At 49.7% G+C, this 16,453-nt stretch carries 14 protein-coding genes; 6 read left to right on the forward strand and 8 right to left on the reverse strand.

Features of this window, described 5'->3' with window-relative positions:
• Window positions 1–42: 42 nt before the first annotated feature.
• The gene (pepT, locus tag GA565_RS07770; RefSeq protein ID WP_152198002.1) at window positions 43–1,275 is read right to left on the reverse strand and encodes a peptidase T; all 1,233 of its coding nucleotides are present in this window, start codon (window positions 1,273–1,275) and stop codon (window positions 43–45) included.
• A gap of 184 nt (window positions 1,276–1,459) precedes the next feature.
• Between pepT and GA565_RS07775 the strand changes: the two genes are divergently transcribed.
• Window positions 1,460–3,010 carry an ABC transporter substrate-binding protein gene (locus GA565_RS07775; RefSeq protein WP_304621435.1) on the forward strand — a complete coding sequence of 517 codons (1,551 nt, stop codon included), beginning with the start codon at window positions 1,460–1,462 and terminating at the stop codon, window positions 3,008–3,010.
• A gap of 71 nt (window positions 3,011–3,081) precedes the next feature.
• Here GA565_RS07775 and GA565_RS07780 read toward each other — a convergent pair whose 3' ends face one another.
• Entirely contained in the window at window positions 3,082–3,981 is a 900-nt protein-coding gene (locus tag GA565_RS07780; RefSeq protein ID WP_152198004.1) for a TIGR01777 family oxidoreductase, read from the reverse strand.
• A gap of 187 nt (window positions 3,982–4,168) precedes the next feature.
• Window positions 4,169–4,798 (reverse strand): GSH-dependent disulfide bond oxidoreductase, encoded by a 630-nt coding sequence (gene yfcG, locus GA565_RS07785; RefSeq protein ID WP_152198005.1) that lies wholly within the window; start codon window positions 4,796–4,798, stop codon window positions 4,169–4,171.
• A 309-nt stretch (window positions 4,799–5,107) separates the two neighbouring features.
• Here yfcG and yfcD point away from each other — a divergent pair, with 309 nt between their 5' ends.
• A complete protein-coding gene (gene yfcD / locus GA565_RS07790; RefSeq protein WP_055779212.1) occupies window positions 5,108–5,662 on the forward strand; it encodes an NUDIX hydrolase YfcD in 555 nt (184 codons plus the stop codon).
• Between the two features lie 57 nt (window positions 5,663–5,719).
• Here the strand turns inward: yfcD and GA565_RS07795 are convergent, their stop codons facing one another.
• Window positions 5,720–6,736, reverse strand: a complete 1,017-nt coding sequence (locus GA565_RS07795; RefSeq protein WP_152198006.1) for a LacI family DNA-binding transcriptional regulator — start codon at window positions 6,734–6,736, stop codon at window positions 5,720–5,722.
• Window positions 6,737–7,118: 382 nt separating this feature from the next.
• On the opposite strand from GA565_RS07795, the gene GA565_RS07800 reads away from it, so the two are divergent.
• Entirely contained in the window at window positions 7,119–7,418 is a 300-nt protein-coding gene (locus GA565_RS07800) for a PTS sugar transporter subunit IIB (RefSeq protein ID WP_152198007.1), read from the forward strand.
• Window positions 7,419–7,481: 63 nt separating this feature from the next.
• Window positions 7,482–8,747, forward strand: coding sequence for a PTS sugar transporter subunit IIC (locus GA565_RS07805; protein WP_152198008.1), 1,266 nt, complete (start codon window positions 7,482–7,484; stop codon window positions 8,745–8,747).
• Window positions 8,748–8,830: 83 nt separating this feature from the next.
• On the opposite strand, the gene pta is transcribed toward GA565_RS07805, so the two are convergent.
• Both pta and ackA read right to left on the reverse strand, forming a co-directional pair.
• On the reverse strand, window positions 8,831–10,975 hold the full coding sequence (pta, locus tag GA565_RS07810; RefSeq protein ID WP_226951022.1) for a phosphate acetyltransferase: 2,145 nt from the start codon (window positions 10,973–10,975) through the stop codon (window positions 8,831–8,833).
• Between the two features lie 123 nt (window positions 10,976–11,098).
• Window positions 11,099–12,301, reverse strand: a complete 1,203-nt coding sequence (ackA, locus tag GA565_RS07815; RefSeq protein WP_152198010.1) for an acetate kinase — start codon at window positions 12,299–12,301, stop codon at window positions 11,099–11,101.
• A gap of 441 nt (window positions 12,302–12,742) precedes the next feature.
• On the opposite strand from ackA, the gene yfbV reads away from it, so the two are divergent.
• On the forward strand, window positions 12,743–13,198 hold the full coding sequence (gene yfbV, locus GA565_RS07820) for a terminus macrodomain insulation protein YfbV (RefSeq protein WP_055779190.1): 456 nt from the start codon (window positions 12,743–12,745) through the stop codon (window positions 13,196–13,198).
• Between the two features lie 114 nt (window positions 13,199–13,312).
• Complete coding sequence (locus tag GA565_RS07825; protein WP_152201364.1) at window positions 13,313–13,807, forward strand: YfbU family protein; 495 nt, start codon at window positions 13,313–13,315, stop codon at window positions 13,805–13,807.
• 53 nt (window positions 13,808–13,860) lie between these two features.
• Here the strand turns inward: GA565_RS07825 and yfbR are convergent, their stop codons facing one another.
• Together yfbR and GA565_RS07835 are read right to left on the reverse strand one after the other, a co-directional pair.
• Window positions 13,861–14,460, reverse strand: coding sequence for a 5'-deoxynucleotidase (gene yfbR, locus GA565_RS07830; RefSeq protein ID WP_152198011.1), 600 nt, complete (start codon window positions 14,458–14,460; stop codon window positions 13,861–13,863).
• Between the two features lie 100 nt (window positions 14,461–14,560).
• Window positions 14,561–15,775 (reverse strand): pyridoxal phosphate-dependent aminotransferase, encoded by a 1,215-nt coding sequence (locus tag GA565_RS07835; protein ID WP_152198012.1) that lies wholly within the window; start codon window positions 15,773–15,775, stop codon window positions 14,561–14,563.
• Window positions 15,776–16,453: the final 678 nt, after the last annotated feature.

Below are 16,453 nucleotides of genomic sequence, written 5' to 3' on the forward strand. Positions count from 1 at the left end.
GCTGTCTGTAAACTGCATCTACTGAATGTAGATAACTCGGCTCTAGCCTTTTGCCGCAAGCAGGCAAAGGGCTTTAGTCAATTCATAAGACTTTACGAAGGAGCTAACCGGCAGAAATTCGAATTTTGAATGGAAATTGTGCGCGCCGGTGAAGTAGTTTGGCGTCAGCAGGCCTTTGGCTGAAAGCGCCGCGCCGTCTGTGCCGCCACGCATTGGCGTCACTTTTGGCTCAACTTGAATTTCATCCAGAGCGGCAAAAATAAGGTCGATTGCCCGCCTGTCATCACCCATCGCACTGCTGATGTTGCTGTAGGTATCGCTTATCTCTACCGAGACTTTTGCCGTTGGATATTTGTCGGCAATAATTTTTGCGACGTCTTCAATTTTGACTTTGCGCGCGGCAAAGCTGGCGCTGTCGAAGTCACGAATCGAGGCTTTTAAGGTGGCAGCCTGCTGGTTGGCACTGATGTCATTAAACCAGACGTACCCCTCACGCCCCTGCGTTTTCTCTGGCGTTTCCTGACGATCGAAGTGACTGATAAAGTCATGCGCCATAAGTATCGGGTTCACCAGCACGCCGATGGCCGACATTGGATGCGCGGTCACGCCGGTTAAGGTGATTTCGGCCGACGCGGCGTTAAAGTTCTCATAAACCACTTCACCCAATTCACAGCAGTCAATGGTGTAGGCGAAATCAACGTCAAAGCGTTTTAGGTCGAGTGCTTTTGCACCGCGTAGCCCTATCTCTTCGTCTGGCACAAAAGCGACGACGATATCGCCGTACTGATCCTGCGCCGTCAGATTTTCGAGCAGCGTCATCACCACGGTAACTGCAGACTTATTATCCGCGCCCAGCACGCTGGTTCCGTCGCTGAAAATGATCTCTTCGCCTTTGTAAGGCAAAATTTCTGGGTGCTCTTCAGTGCGCAGCCAAATATCTTTTTCTGCATTCAGGCACACGTCATCGCCGTTAAAAACCAGCGTCTGAGGATAAATGTCTGGACTCAGTCCGACGTCGACCGTATCGATATGGGTGATAAAACCAATTCGCGGACCACCTTGTTTGGTGCCTGGTTTTACCGCTGTAACGGTAGCATGCTGGTCAATCTGAATGTTTTCCAAGCCCAGAGTGTGGAGTTCTGCGGCCAGTAAATTGGCGAGCTCTTGCTGCCCCGGGGTGCTCGGCAGGACGATAGCTTTGGCATCGCTTTGGCTGGTAACAGACAGGTAGCGGAAGAAACGTTCAGTGAGCTGCTTGGCAATTTGAGTCGACATCCTAACCTCTGAGTTGTTTATCTATAAGATTTTCATATATAACAGAGTATTACTAAGTACATCTTGAATGGTAGTCTGTTTTTGGATGGGGTTCTAACTAATTAACAAGCCTAAAGTCTCAGTAACAGGGAAATGTATGAAAAATAAAATAGCAAAATTATCGACCGGACTGTTGGCACTTGCCATGGTTGCGGGCGCTTCGGCGCAGACATTGGTCTATTGCTCCGAAGGCTCGCCGGATATTTTTAATCCTCAGCTTTATACCTCTGGCACTAACGTTGATGCCAGCGCAGTGCCTATTTACAACCGTCTGGTTGATTTCAAAACCGGCACTACCGATCTTATTCCAAGCTTGGCCGAAAGCTGGGACGTCAGCCCGGACGGTAAAACCTATACCTTCCATCTGCGCAAAGGGGTTAAGTTCCAAAGCAATAAACTGTTTACCCCGACGCGCGATTTCAACGCCGATGACGTTATCTTCTCGTTTATGCGGCAGAAAGATACTAACAATCCGTACCACAATGTTTCAAACGGTACCTATTTAAACTTCGACAGTTTGGATATGGGGCACCTTATTTCAAGTATTGATCGCGTTGATGATTACACCGTGCGTTTCAATCTTTCTCGTCCCGAAGCGCCGTTTGTTGCTGACCTTGGCTGGTACTTTGCCTCGATTCTGTCCTCCGAATACGCCGATAAAATGCTGAAAGCCGGTACTCCGCAAAAGGTAGATACTGACCCAGTCGGCACAGGGCCGTTTGAACTGGTTCAATACCAGAAAGACACACGCATTCTCTATAAGGCTTTCCCTGAATATTGGCAGGGCAAGTCAAACATCGACAGACTGATTTTCAGCATTACGCCGGACGCCTCGGTGCGTATGGCCAAGCTTGAGAAAAATGAGTGTCAGGTGATGCCTTTCCCAAATCCGGCTGACCTCAAACGTCTGGGCGAAAATAAAGACATCACGCTGATGAGCAAGTCAGGGCTGAACACCGGTTTCCTGGCGTTTAATACGCAGAAAAAACCGCTGGATAATGTGAAGGTTCGTCAGGCATTGACCATGGCGGTGAACAAGGCGTCGATTCTTGAAGCGGTGTTCCAGGGAACCGGAACCGTGGCTAAGAGTCTGCTGCCACCGGCGGTGTGGAGCAGTGAAGACCAAACAATGCAGGACTATCCTTACTCGGTAGAAAAAGCAAAAGCGCTGCTGGCCGAGGCAGGGTATCCAAACGGATTTGATATCGATCTTTGGGCGATGCCGGTTCAACGTCCTTATAACCCGAATGCACGACGTATGGCGGAAATGATCCAGTCCGACTGGGCTAAAATTGGCGTGAAGGCGCACATCGTGAGTTATGAGTGGGCTGAATACCAAACGCGCATCCGTAACGGCGAGCATCAGGCAGCGCTTATGGGTTGGACCACGGCGAACGGTGACCCTGATAACTTCTTTGGCCCGCTGTTTACCTGTAAAGCGGCACAGGGCGGTTCAAACTCGGCAAAATGGTGTTACCCACCGTTTGATAAGCTGATCGAACAAGCCCGTACCACCACCGACCATGATAAACGCGTGGCGCTTTATCAGCAGGCTCAACAGATGATGCACGATCAGGCACCGGCAATCATGATTGCGCACTCCACAATTTTTGAACCGGTGCGTAAAGAAGTCACCGGCTATGAAATTGATCCCTTTGGTAAACACATTTTCTACCAAACCAGCGTGAAACCGTAAATCAGAGCGCAGTAAAGTCCACCTAACCCTCTCCAAAAAGGGAGAGGGTTTTTTATGATTATTTTTCTTATTTATTGCTTCAGTACGTCCTCTAAGGCCGGTTTCAGCTCCGTATAGATAAACTCAAATCCGGCATCCTCCAGCCGCTGTGGAACAGCTCTTTGCCCACCGAGTACCAGTACGGCGGACTCGCCCATCAATAATCTCACCACGCTGGCCGGTACGCGCATAAATGAAGGCCGGTGCAGAACCTCACCCAGCAGCGCGCTGAATTGCTCGTTGCGGGTTGGATAGGGTGCGACCATATTGAACGGGCCGTTGAGCGTTTCGTGGCCGAGCAGAAAGATGATTCCGTTCACCATATCGTCGATGTGTATCCACGGCATATACTGTTGACCGTCGCCAAATGGGCCGCCGAGACCCGCGCGGAACGGCAGCGTCATCTTGGCCAATGCGCCACCTTTTGGCGCCAGCACCACGCCGGTACGCAGTAGGCATACGCGGGTCTTGTCACTCTCTGCCGCCAGCGCCAATGCTTCCCAACGGGCGCAGAGTTGCCAGGTAAACTGCTTGTTCGGCGGTTCATCCTCTGCCACCACTGCCTGACCCTGGTCGCCATAATAACCCACCGCCGAGCCTGAGATGAAGACGGCGGGAGGCCGCTCACCGGCGTTGATCAGGCGGGCCAATTTTTCTGTTAGCTGCCAGCGGCTGTCGCACAGTTTTTGTTTTTGCTCCTTGGTCCAGCGCTTGTCGGCTATGGGTTCGCCGGCCAGATTGATTACCGCATCGAATCCGTCAAGCGAGGTTTTTCCCTCAAGCGAATCCCATAGCTGAACCTGTGGGCCAAGAATTTTTGCTGTGCGCTCGGGCGCGCGCGTCAGTGCGGTAACCTGGTGAGACTGGCTCACGAGTGTTTCAGTAAGACGACGGCCAATCAGTCCGCTGGCACCGGTTAAGAAAATCTTCATAGTCTAACTCCTGTTAACTCGCTGATACCTCTCTGTACCCTTATAAATAGCTTAGATTATGCTGGCTTTGTTACGCGCGATGCAGTGCACATCCTGCAGTTATTTTATTGTTGAATGCGGAAAAGTTGTGAAGCAGAAGGGGGCTTTTTGAGGTGTTTTCAAGCCCCCGAGTGCGGGGGCAAGGACGTTAATTACTTTCGGCCAGCGCGTAAGCTTTGAGGGTCGCCGGACGATTTTTAATGCGTTCAAACCAGTTACGAACTGCCGGATAATCAGCCAGACTGATGCGTTGACGCTCGTGAGATACCACCCAAGGATAGGTCGCGATATCCGCGATGCTGTAGTGCTCACCTGAAATATAAACGTTTTTTTCTAATTGATTGTTGAGTACGCCATAAAGGCGCTTGGTTTCTTGTTGAAAACGTTCAATGGCGTAAGGCACGGGTTGCGGAGCAAAGTGGGTAAAGTGGTGATTTTGCCCCAACATCGGGCCGAAACCGGCCATTTGCCAGAACAACCACTGCAGGGTATTGGTTCGTTCCCGAAGTTCTTTGCTGAGTAATTTTCCACTTTTCTCGGCCAAATACTGCAAGATTGCACCTGACTCAAACAGGCTGAGTGGTGCGCCGCCGTCAACAGGTTGGCTATCGACAATGGCAGGCATTTTATTGTTGGGGGAAATGGCAAGAAAGGCGGGCTTGAACTGATCGCCAGATTTGATATCAATGCGGTGCAATCGATAGGGAAGGCCGGTTTCTTCCAGGAAAAGCGTAATTTTGTGGCCGTTAGGTGTTGGTGCATAATAAAGGTCGATCATAATTGCCTCCTGCATAATTTTTTTAATCGTCCATCAGCATTTTACAGTCATTACCGATGGGGCTGGATGCGAAAGTTACCCGACATTGAGTTTGCCAGTTTTAAAGAATAGCCATAAGTTTACTATAGCGGCTAATGATAGCAGTCTGTGTGAGACTAGTCTGAGGGTTTCCAAGACCGTTTGACATAAGTTTTACATATTACTAACGATTTATTGCTATTGAAGCATGCCCCATGAGCCAGATAGAATCAGCGGACTCATTGAAAAAACACCGCGCATCACTCCGCGCTACAGAGAAGGTTTCATAGGATGACGAACCAAGAGCAGAACAACGGCAGCAGCGAATGGGTTGATATCGTTAACGAAGAAAACGAAGTGATTGCCCAGTCCAGCCGCCAACAGATGCGTGCTCAAAACCTGCGTCATCGTGCTAGCTATATTGTGGTGCATGATGGGATGGGGAATATTTTGGTTCAGCGTCGAACCGAAATCAAAGATTTCTATCCGGGTTGGCTGGACGCAACAGCGGGCGGCGTGGTGCAGAGCGGTGAGAACATCCTCGATTCAGCCCGACGTGAAGCCGAAGAAGAGCTGGGAATTGCCGGTGTGCCTTTCGCTGAACATGGGTCATTTTATTTCGAAGAAGATAATTGCCGCGTGTGGGGAGCGCTTTTTAGCTGCGTATCTCACGGGCCGTTTGCATTGCAGGAAGAAGAAGTGGACGAAGTGCGCTGGATGAAGCCGGAAGAAATAACCGCACGCTGTGATGAGTTCACCCCCGACTCGCTAAAGGCGCTGTCACTGTGGATGAGCCGTAACAATGAAAAAAACCACGGCAAACCGCTGAGTGTTGAAGAAGAGTAAACAAATCGGTGATCAGTTGAATGCGCCGACGCGGCGTCAGCGCATTTTCTCTTTATGCTAACAGCTCTCTCTTTTGCAAAGTACAGAGGCGATAGGCGTTTTCTGCTGCCACTCATCCCCCTGTATTCTGGCCAGCAGTGCCTCGGCGGCCTGAATGCCAATTTCTCGATGCGGCACGGCCACGGTAGTGAGCGGCGGCTGGCAAACTTTACTGATGTCGCTGTTGCCAAATCCTACAATCGCCAAATCTTTGGGCACGCGAATTTTGCGCCGCTGGCACTCAAACAGGGCGCCACAGGCCAGGTCGTCGCTGCTGCAAATCAGTGCATCCATGTCTGGCCAATTAAGGACCAGCTCTGGCAGCAGTCGGGCACCGGTACTAAAGCTGGAAGGCGCGTGCGTGCTGATAACCCGCGTAGTCGTAAGATTATTATCGAGCATGGCGCGGTGCCATCCTCGCAGGCGCTGCTGAGAAACCCACTGTTTTTGTGCGGCGCACATCAGGCCAATTTTCTCGTATCCGAGTGAAATCAGATATTCAGTCACCTTATAAACCGCTGAAGCATTATCAATACCAATATTGATATCCAACGGGTTTTCTACGGCAGCGCCCAGTTCCACTATCGGTAACTGGGCGGCTGAGAGCAGCTCGTAAGTACTCGGGGTATGTTTTGCGTCAAAAAGAATAACCGCCGCTAAATTATAGGACATGAAGGTTTCAAGCAGCTTTTGTTCACGCTCCTCCTGATTTTGCGATTCTGCCAGCATCAGTTGAAAACCAGCCGGAATAAACACCTCCTGGATACCGGCAATCATTTCTGCATGGCCAAATTCCGCCAGTGAGGAGGTAACGACTGCCACCACGTTAGATGACGCAGAGGCAAGCGCGCTGGCTGAATAGTTAGGAATATATCCAAGCTCGGTGACGGCGGAATCTATTTTCTCTTTGAGCTTTTCAGACACCATGTCGGGACGATTCAATGCACGCGAGACGGTCATTGACCCCACGCCCGCCATTTTGGCTACGTCTGCCAGCGTTACCCGACCTGTACCTCGGCGTTTTTTCCCCTCCATTTTTTACTCCTGACTTTTCTTCATGAACACCGGGTTTATCGCCGACCTTTAAGATTTTATTTATTAACGTTCTAGAAAATAGGCCAATAACTGGCCGGTGACCTTATTACTCCATTCTATCATAGCCGTTTTCAGTGAAATTAATGCAGGATAAACCCACTTTTTGATAGCGCTATCACAAAAAGCAAAGCGTCCAAATGATAGCGCTATCTTTGTGCGCTCTATCACGGTTATTTACTTGCTTCACAGCATACTAAATATTATTCAAAGTTGTATTTATCAGGTTTTAAAATTTCTGCTCCATAAATAAGTGGTGGTGGTCAATGAGTTTGCTTTCGCCATGGGGATCCTCCCCGTCGTTATCATGAAATGAGGATGGATAATGAAATCTTTAACAATATTAGCAGTCTGCGGTGCAGGTTTGGGAAGCAGTTTCGCCTGCGAAATGAGTATCGAAGCGGCGCTCAAGGATTTGGGTATTAAAGCTAACCTGTCTCATTGTGATATCTCAAGTGCAGCCTCTACGCGAGCGGATATTATTGTGACAGGTTCTAACTTTAAGTCTCAATTTGAGAACTACACGCTTGATTCCACTGTTATTTATCTTAAACGTTTGGTGGATAAAAAAGAAATTACCGAAAAATTAACCCCGGTATTAAAAGTGTTGGGATATATGAATTAAAAATCTCTGCCTAAGAATAAATAAAACAACATATTTTAACCCTGCAAAGACGAGGGGCAGACGATGTCTTTCTTATATTTTATTGTGAATGACGTATTAGGCCAGGCTTCAATACTTATCGCCCTTATCGCTATGGTAGGGCTGATTGCTTTAAAGAAAAGTGTCGGTCAGGTGATCACCGGCACGCTGAAAACGCTGCTCGGTTTCCTGGTGCTGCTGGCAGGGGCCAACATCATCGTCGGCGCCTTAAACTTTTTGGGAGAAGTCTTCCAAAAAGGTTTCCACATGCGCGGCGTGGTAACTGACGTGGGTTCTATAGCGGGTATCGCCCAGCAAACGCTTGGGCGTGAAACGGCACTGATCATGGTGCTGGCCTTTATTATCAACATTCTGATTGCCCGTTTTACCCGCTTCAAATACATCTTTTTGACCGGTCAGGCCTCACTGTGGATGGCAACAGTGTGCTCGGTTGTGGGCTATATGGGCGGCCTGCGCGGTACTGAGCTTATTGTGATGGGGGGATGCATTGCCGGATTGATGGCGGTGGGAATGCCAGCGCTTGCTCAACCCATCGTGCGCAAGATAACCGGTTCGGACGATATAGCGTTAGGGCATTTCTGCACCCTCGGATATCTGATCCAGGCCGGCGTCGCCAAGCTCACCGGTAACGTGAATAAGAGCACGGAAGATATTGAATTGCCGAGTGCTTTTTCCTTTTTGCAGGATACCTATCTGTCGATGATGGTGGTGATGATCCCAATCTATCTCATCCCGACCATCGCCGCCGGGCCGGAGGTGGTGGCCCAGTATTCGAAGGGTGTCAGCTATCTGGTATTTGCTTTCCTGCAGTCGGTGCAATTTGTGGTTGGTGTCTATGTGTTGCTTGCGGGTGTGCGTCTGCTGCTGGCTGAAATTGTTCCGGCGTTTCGCGGCATTGCGCTGCGTATCGTGCCCAATGCCGTGCCTGCGCTTGATTGCCCTGTGCTGTTTCCCTACGCCCCAAACGCGGTGATTATCGGTTTTATCTCGACGACAATTGGCTCTGTGATTGGCATGTTTCTTTTCCCCAGTGTGGGGCTGGCGATGATACTGCCGGGAATGTTAACCAACTTTTTTGCCGGAGGGACGGCGGGAATTTTTGCTAACGCGGTCGGTGGACGTCGCGGTGTGGTGATTGGCGGTGTTTTTCACGGGCTCCTGATTACTTTGCTGCCTGCACTGCTCCTGCCTTTACTCGGCAGTTATGGGCTGCAAAACGTCACTTTCAGTGATGCAGACATTATCAGTGTCGGTCTGATTTATGGGCATATCCTGAATTTCTTCCACTAAAATAGCCTCGTTGAGCCATTAAAAAAGCCGGTCATTCATTGACCGGCTTTAGGGTTTTTGGCATTGCAACGCTTCAGCGGAGATTATTTTACCGCCACCGCTTCATCAGCTTGTGCAGACTGAATCGCAGTCAATGCGACGGTATAAACGATGTCGTCAACCAGTGCACCGCGTGACAGGTCATTGACCGGCTTACGCATACCCTGCAGCATTGGCCCGATGGAGACCAGATCCGCAGAACGCTGCACCGCTTTATAGGTGGTATTACCGGTGTTCAAGTCAGGGAAGATGAACACGGTAGCCTGGCCTGCAACCGGTGAATTAGGCGCTTTGGATTTAGCTACATCCGCCATGATAGCGGCGTCGTACTGCAACGGGCCATCAATAATCAGGTCAGGACGCTTTTCCTGCGCCAGTCGAGTCGCTTCGCGAACTTTCTCAACGTCGCTACCCGCACCCGAGTTGCCGGTGGAATAGGAAATCATCGCCACGCGCGGTTCAATACCAAACGCAGCAGCAGAATCCGCAGACTGAATAGCGATTTCAGAGAGCTGCTCAGCGGTAGGATCCGGGTTGATCGCACAGTCACCGTAAACCAGAACCTGATCCGGCAGCAGCATGAAGAATACTGAAGAAACCAGTGAACTGCCTGGTGCCGTTTTAATCAGCTGCAGTGGCGGACGAATGGTATTGGCGGTGGTGTGAACGGCGCCCGAAACCAGGCCATCAACTTCACCTTTCTCGAGCATCAGCGTGCCAAGTACGACGTTATCTTCCAGTTGCTCACGCGCAACCACTTCGGTCATGCCTTTGCTTTTGCGAAGTTCAACCAAACGGGCAACGTATTCTTCACGTACCGCAACCGGGTCTACGATCTGAATGCCGGCACCCAGAGTAATGCCCTGAGCCGCCGCGACGCGTTTGATTTCATCCGGATTACCCAACAGCACACACTCGGCGATACCCCGCTCGGCGCACAGTGAGGCCGCTTTAACGGTACGCGGCTCGTCGCCCTCTGGCAGCACGATGCGTTTACCGGCTTTGCGTGCCAGTTCGGTCAACTGATAGCGGAACGCCGGTGGGGAAAGACGATGTGAACGCTCTGAGTGGGCGCTGAGTGAGTTTATCCAGTCCGCGTTAATGTGAGAAGAAACATAATGCTGCAGCTTCTCTACGCGCTGGTGGTCATCGGCAGGCACTTCGAGGCTGAAGCTTTGTAAGTTCAGCGAGGTCTGCCAGGTGTTGCTGTCGACCATAAATACCGGCAGGCCGGTGTCAAAAGCGCGAGCACACAGTTTTTTAATACGTTCATCAACCGGATAACCGCCGGTCAACAGAATAGCACCGAGTTCGATACCGTTCATCGCTGCCAGACAGGCGGCGACCAGCACGTCGGGACGATCTGCGGACGTCACCAACAGTGAGCCAGGGCGAAAATGTTCGAGCATGTTTGGAATACTGCGGGCGCAGAATGTCACTGATTTAATGCGGCGGGTTTTGACGTCCCCTTCATTAATCAGGCGTGCGTCAAGGTGCTGGGCCATGTCGATTGCGCGAACCGCGATCATCTCGAAGCTCCACGGAATGCAGCCAAGAACCGGTACTGGGCTAAGCGCAATCAGTTGCTCGATGTCTACGTGGGCAAAGTTTGCTTTCGTCGAATCATCAAAAATTTCTGACAGGTCTGGACGGGTGCGACCCTGTTCATCAACCGGTGCATTGACCTTGTTGATGATAACGCCGGTAATGCTTTTATTCTTGCTGCCGCCGAACACGCTGCGAGCCAGTTCAATGCGGTCTTTAAGCTGGGCGGCCGTGTCGTTGCCTTGGCCGATAACAAACACAATTTCGGCATTCAGGGTTTTGGCAATTTCGTAGTTCAATGCGCTGGCGAACTGATGAGTGCGGGTCGATACCAGACCTTCAACCAAGACCACTTCGGCATTCTTGGTGTTGGCATGGTAATTGGCCACAATCTCTTCCATCAACACGTCCTGCTGATTAGAGCTTAACAGGCTTTGTACGTGCTTCATCTTCAGCGGTTCTGCCGCCGTGATGTTAGAATTTGCACGAATAATCGTGGTGGTTTGATCGGGAGCATCACCCCCTGAGCGCGGCTGTGAAACCGGTTTAAACACGCTCAGGCTCACGCCTTTCTGTTCGATAGCACGAATAACGCCCAGGCTGACGCTAGTCAGGCCGACGCTATTACCAATTGGAACCAACATAATTGTACGGGACACGGCAAACCTCTTTGACGATTTCAGGCAGCAGCTTGCTGATATAAAAGGCAGCGCCTGCCTGCGGTGCAAACAACACTGCCAGCGGTGGCTGGCAGTGGGGGAACTTATTTATGCAGTAAGACGCGCGGCGTCTTGAGCAATCACCAGCTCTTCATTGGTTGGAATAACCAATGCTTTACGAGTGCCTTCTTTGTTGATTTCACCCGACTTGCCAAAACGCGCAGCCAGGTTGCGGTCGTGGTCAACCTCAAAGCCGAGCAGGCCCAGCTTGTTCAACGTCAGTTCGCGCACCAACGCGGCGTTTTCGCCGATACCGCCGGTAAATACTACCGCGTCCAGACGGCCTTCCATCAGTGACGTGTAGCCGCCGATGTACTTGGCGAGGCGGTGGCAGAATACGTCCATCGCACGTTTGGCGTCTTCTTTGGTGGCGTAGTTATCTTCAACGTAGCGGCAGTCGCTGGTCACTTCGGTCAGACCCAGCAGGCCAGACTCTTTGGTCAACATTTTGTTGATTTGGTCAACACTCATGCCCAGGGCATCGTGCAGATGGAAAATAATTGCCGGGTCGATATCACCACTGCGGGTTCCCATCACCAATCCTTCAAGCGGGGTGAGGCCCATTGAGGTATCGACACATTTACCGTTGCGAATAGCGCTGACGGAACCACCGTTGCCCAGGTGGCAGGTGATCAGGTTAACTTCATCAACAGGTTTGCCCAGCGTTTTAGCCGCTTCCTGCGTTACGTAGAAATGGCTGGTACCGTGTGCGCCATAGCGACGAACGTGGTGATCGCGGTAAAGGCTGTACGGCAGGGCGTAAAGATAAGACTCTTCTGGCATGGTCTGATGGAATGCAGTGTCGAATACCGCAACATTTTTTTCAGCCAATTTCGGGAAGGATTTCAATGCCTCAGCAATACCAATCAGGTGCGCCGGGTTGTGCAGCGGTGCAAATGGGATAGAATCTTTGATACCCTGCAAAACATCAGCATCAATAATTGCGGACTTCGTCAGTTTTTCACCACCGTGTACGATACGATGGCCAATAGCGACCAGATTAGCGGACAACTCAGGTTTTTCTGCGAAAATAGTATTCACGATGTACTTCAATGCTTCGCTATGCGCGGCGCCAGCACCCAGTGCCGCTTCATGTTTACTGCCATCAAGTTTCCATTTGATGCGGGCTTCTGGAAGATGGAAGCATTCGGCCAGACCTGAAATATGTTCTTCGCCATTAGCGGCATCGATGATGGCGAACTTGAGAGAAGAGCTGCCACAGTTAAGAACCAGAACTAACTTACTTGACATGAAAGTACCTATTTATTGTGTTGGTGTCGTTTAGTAACAATACACACGGTTAATTAATCGCCGTAATCACATAAGCGTAGCGCATTCTGTACTCGGCAATTATGATTAACATCATGCCTGAGTCGTTTAATGACATGATTTACTCTTCAAAGATCAATTTAGTGAAGAGTTGGCCGATTTAACGCATACCGGAGACTTATTTTGAGTAAGTTCCTGACGATTCGTTCAATCGTTGCTACCTGTTTCCTGAATGCTTTCAGGTAGCGTAAAATGCAGTAAAACCAGTTGTATTAGTAAGGTTATTTCGCTATCCATCTGGGTGCCGCGTAAGGCGGGGCTAGAATACCGATAGGGTTTGATAAAAACAAAATATATTTGTGTGTGGTAAAATATATTTTTAGTCTTGCAACTTTTTTTTAAATTTAGACGTTGAGGTGCACCATGTCGAGCAAGCCATCGGGTTCCGTCGGTTGGTTTCAAGTTTTCCAGCGCGGGCAGCACTATATGAAGACCTGGCCGTCTGACAAGCGCCTCGCTCCGGTGTTTCCTGAAAATCGTATAGCTACCGCCACGCGTTTTGGCGTGCGCTTTATGCCGCCGCTGGCCGTCTTCACGCTGGCCTGGCAAATTGCACTGGGTGGGCAGCTAGGCCCGGCAGTTGCGACGTCTATTTTCGCTTGCAGCCTGCCTATGCAGGGGCTGTGGTGGTTAGGACGCCGGTCAATTACGCCTTTGCCACCCACCTTGCTGGGTTGGTTCCACGAAGTGCGCCACAAGCTGGTGGAAGCGGGACTGGCACTCGCGCCTATTGAAGGCGCACCGACTTATCAGTCTTTGGCTGAAGTCCTGAAACGCGCCTTCAAGCAGCTGGATAAAACTTTTCTCGATGACCTTTAACTAAAGAATTTCGCCCAATCATAGGTTCAGATCAAAGAACGGTCAGCTTAATATTTCGCCAAAGTTAGCTCTGTGTCATGCTTTCCTCAATATGACCTTTTGAGGAATACCATGATGGAAATGACTCACGCACAGCGTCTGATTTTATCCAATCAGTATAAAATGATGACTATGCTCGACCCCGATAACATAGAACGCTATCGGCGGTTACAAACCATCGTCGAGCGTGGCTTTGGCCTGCAGATGCGCGAGCTCGACAGAGACTTTGGCATGCTGACCGAAGAGACCTGCCGCACCATCATTAACATCATGGAAATGCACCACGCGCTGCAAGTTTCCTTCTCCAACCTTGCCGATACCAACGGCGTTGATCCTCGGCGCATCGAGTTTCTTGGATTCGACGCCGCCACCGAGTCTCGCTACCTGAGTTATGTACGTTTTATGGTTAACACCGAGGGACGATATACGCATTTTGACGCGGGTACCCACGGTTTTAACTCACAGACTAAAATGTGGGAGAAGTATCAGCGCATGCTGACCACCTGGCAGGAGTGTCCTCGACAGTATCATTTGAGCGCGGTGGAAATCTCACAAATTATCAATGCCTGATTTGGTGTTGCACAAGGGCGAGGGTGGGCGATAACACCACCCTCGCCGACAGGTTAAAGAGGGGAATCCTGGCTTATCTCATCCAGTGAAAGGCTAAAGCTGGGAATAAACACGGCCATGAAATAATCCATTTCCGGACTTTGCCTATCTGACAGCGTTCTTTCCAGTCGTACTTTTGCCATCGTGAACTCTGTATTGCCCGCCGAAAGTTCCTCAAGGCATTTTAGATAAGCACAGAGTGCGTCGGCCTGTTTGACCGTTTTCTTCTCTTCTTCGCTAAAATGATGCTCATCAATCAACGAGCGATAGTCTTCCTGAAACTCCTCAGGCAGCATTTCAATCAATTTTTGCTGGGCAATTTTCTCTATCTTTTTGTATTCGTGTGCGATTTGAGGATTGTAATACTTAATTGGCGTGGGCATGTCACCGGTCAGCACTTCACTGGCGTCATGATACATGGCCAGCAGGGCTACGCGCTCGGCGTTAAGCTCACCGTTAAATTTACGGTTTTTGATCAGCGCTAAAGCATGGGCGACAAAGGCAACCTGCAAACTGTGTTCCGACACGTTTTCCGTGCGCACATTACGCATGAGAGGCCAGCGACCAATGAGTTTAAGGCGGGAAAGATGGGCGAAAAAATGACTCTGGCTCATAGGACTCTCTTACTATCTAAACGTCGATAAATAAACAGAGTCCCATTGTGGCATAACGCGATACGCTTTCAAGGCAGAATGCCTGAAAGATGCAGGGGATTTATTGGCGATAAGTTTCCAGGAAACGTCCAAGCTTACCGACCGCCATCTGCAGCTCATCAACGCGTGGCAGCGTCACGATGCGCACGTGGTCAGGATAAGGCCAGTTGAACGCCGTGCCTTGCACCAGCAAAACTTTTTGCTGTAGCAGGAGATCGAGCACCAATTTCTGATCGTCGTGAATATTGAAACGCTTGGCATCGATTTTTGGGAACATATACAGCGCGCCCTTCGGCTTCACGCAGGATACACCAGGGATCTGGTTGATCATTTCCCAGGCAGCATTACGTTGCTCATATAAACGTCCGCCGGGTTGAATGAACTCACTGATGCTCTGATAGCCACCCAATGCCGTCTGAATGGCGTGCTGCATCGGTACGTTGGCACACAAACGCATCGAGGCGAGCATTTCTAACCCTTCGATATAGCCTTTGGCATGTTTTTTCGGACCATTAAGCACCATCCAGCCCTGACGGAAGCCGGCAACGCGGTAAGTTTTGGACAGGCCATTAAAGGTCACAGTGAGCAAATCGGGCGCCAGCGTGGCGATCGAAATATGCTGGGCCTCATCGTAAAGAATTTTGTCGTAAATTTCGTCAGAGAAGATAATCAGGTTGTGCTCGCGCGCTAACTCAACAATCTCCATCAGCAGTTCTTTGCTGTAAACCGCGCCGGTAGGATTGTTCGGGTTAATGATAACAATGCCACGAGTGCGTGAAGTGATTTTTGCGCGGATGTCGTCAAGATCCGGGAACCAGTCGGCGCCTTCATCGCAAAGGTAGTGCACGGCATTACCGCCCGAAAGCGAAACTGCCGCCGTCCATAAAGGATAGTCAGGCGCAGGAACTAGCATTTCATCGCCAGTGTTAAGCAATGCCTGCATTGACTGTACGATCAGTTCAGAAACGCCGTTGCCGATATAAACATCTTCAACCGTCATGTCACGCATGTCGCGGGCCTGATAGTGCTGCATGATGGCCTTGCGCGCCGAGAAAAGTCCCTTGGAATCACAATATCCCTGCGCCGTCGGCAAGTTGCGGATGACGTCGACTAAAATTTCATCGGGTGCATCGAAACCGAAAGGGGCAGGGTTACCAATATTCAGTTTAAGAACTTTATTGCCTTCTTCTTCCAGACGCTTAGCTTCTTTAAGCACGGGTCCGCGGATGTCGTAGCAAACGTTATCCAGTTTGTGGGATTTTTCAATGGGTGACATAGTCAGTTGTGAACCTTTTGCGGAAAGCTTGCTCTTCCCTGGGTAAGAGGTGCCGTAGAACATGGCGAAGCCGTCAATTTACTCTCAAGACGCGGGATTTTGAAGGGCTAAAGCGGGCTTTGGGGTAAAACTGCAGTCATGGTACAGCTTGTAACACTAATCACCTGTTTTTTTCTGTAAAGCAAAATAAAATTCCAAATATTCTAATTATCATGGTGTATTTGTTTGATTGGCCGTGTAAGCCGCTTGGCGTTATGTTCATGGCTATATAACCTTTAATTCAACTTATTCATGAGGATAATTTTTTGACCCTCGTATTGACTTAAAAATTATGATGATGCTAGCAATATTTTTGGACTAAGGCTTTATCTTAAAGTGAAGGGGGGATGATTTTTTGTCATTTTTAATAGTGTATAAACGATCTGAATAGGTCAACTCATCGCTTTGTCAATTTATCAGTAACGTGAAACGATAACCTCAGTAATTAGTTAAGTTAATCTGATGATTAGCCCGCGAAGAATAATTTAATTAAGAGTCATTATTGGTACTTTTGTCGATTTTACAGCGGTGCAATTTTCATTAGGATTAATCTTAACGCACGAAATGTATATAACATTTCGCGAAAAACAATCTGTTGAAATGGCGTCCAATAAATAGATTATTAGCCATTTAATCTCG

The organism is Rouxiella sp. S1S-2, from assembly GCF_009208105.1.
Classification (GTDB): Bacteria; Pseudomonadota; Gammaproteobacteria; order Enterobacterales; family Enterobacteriaceae; genus Rouxiella.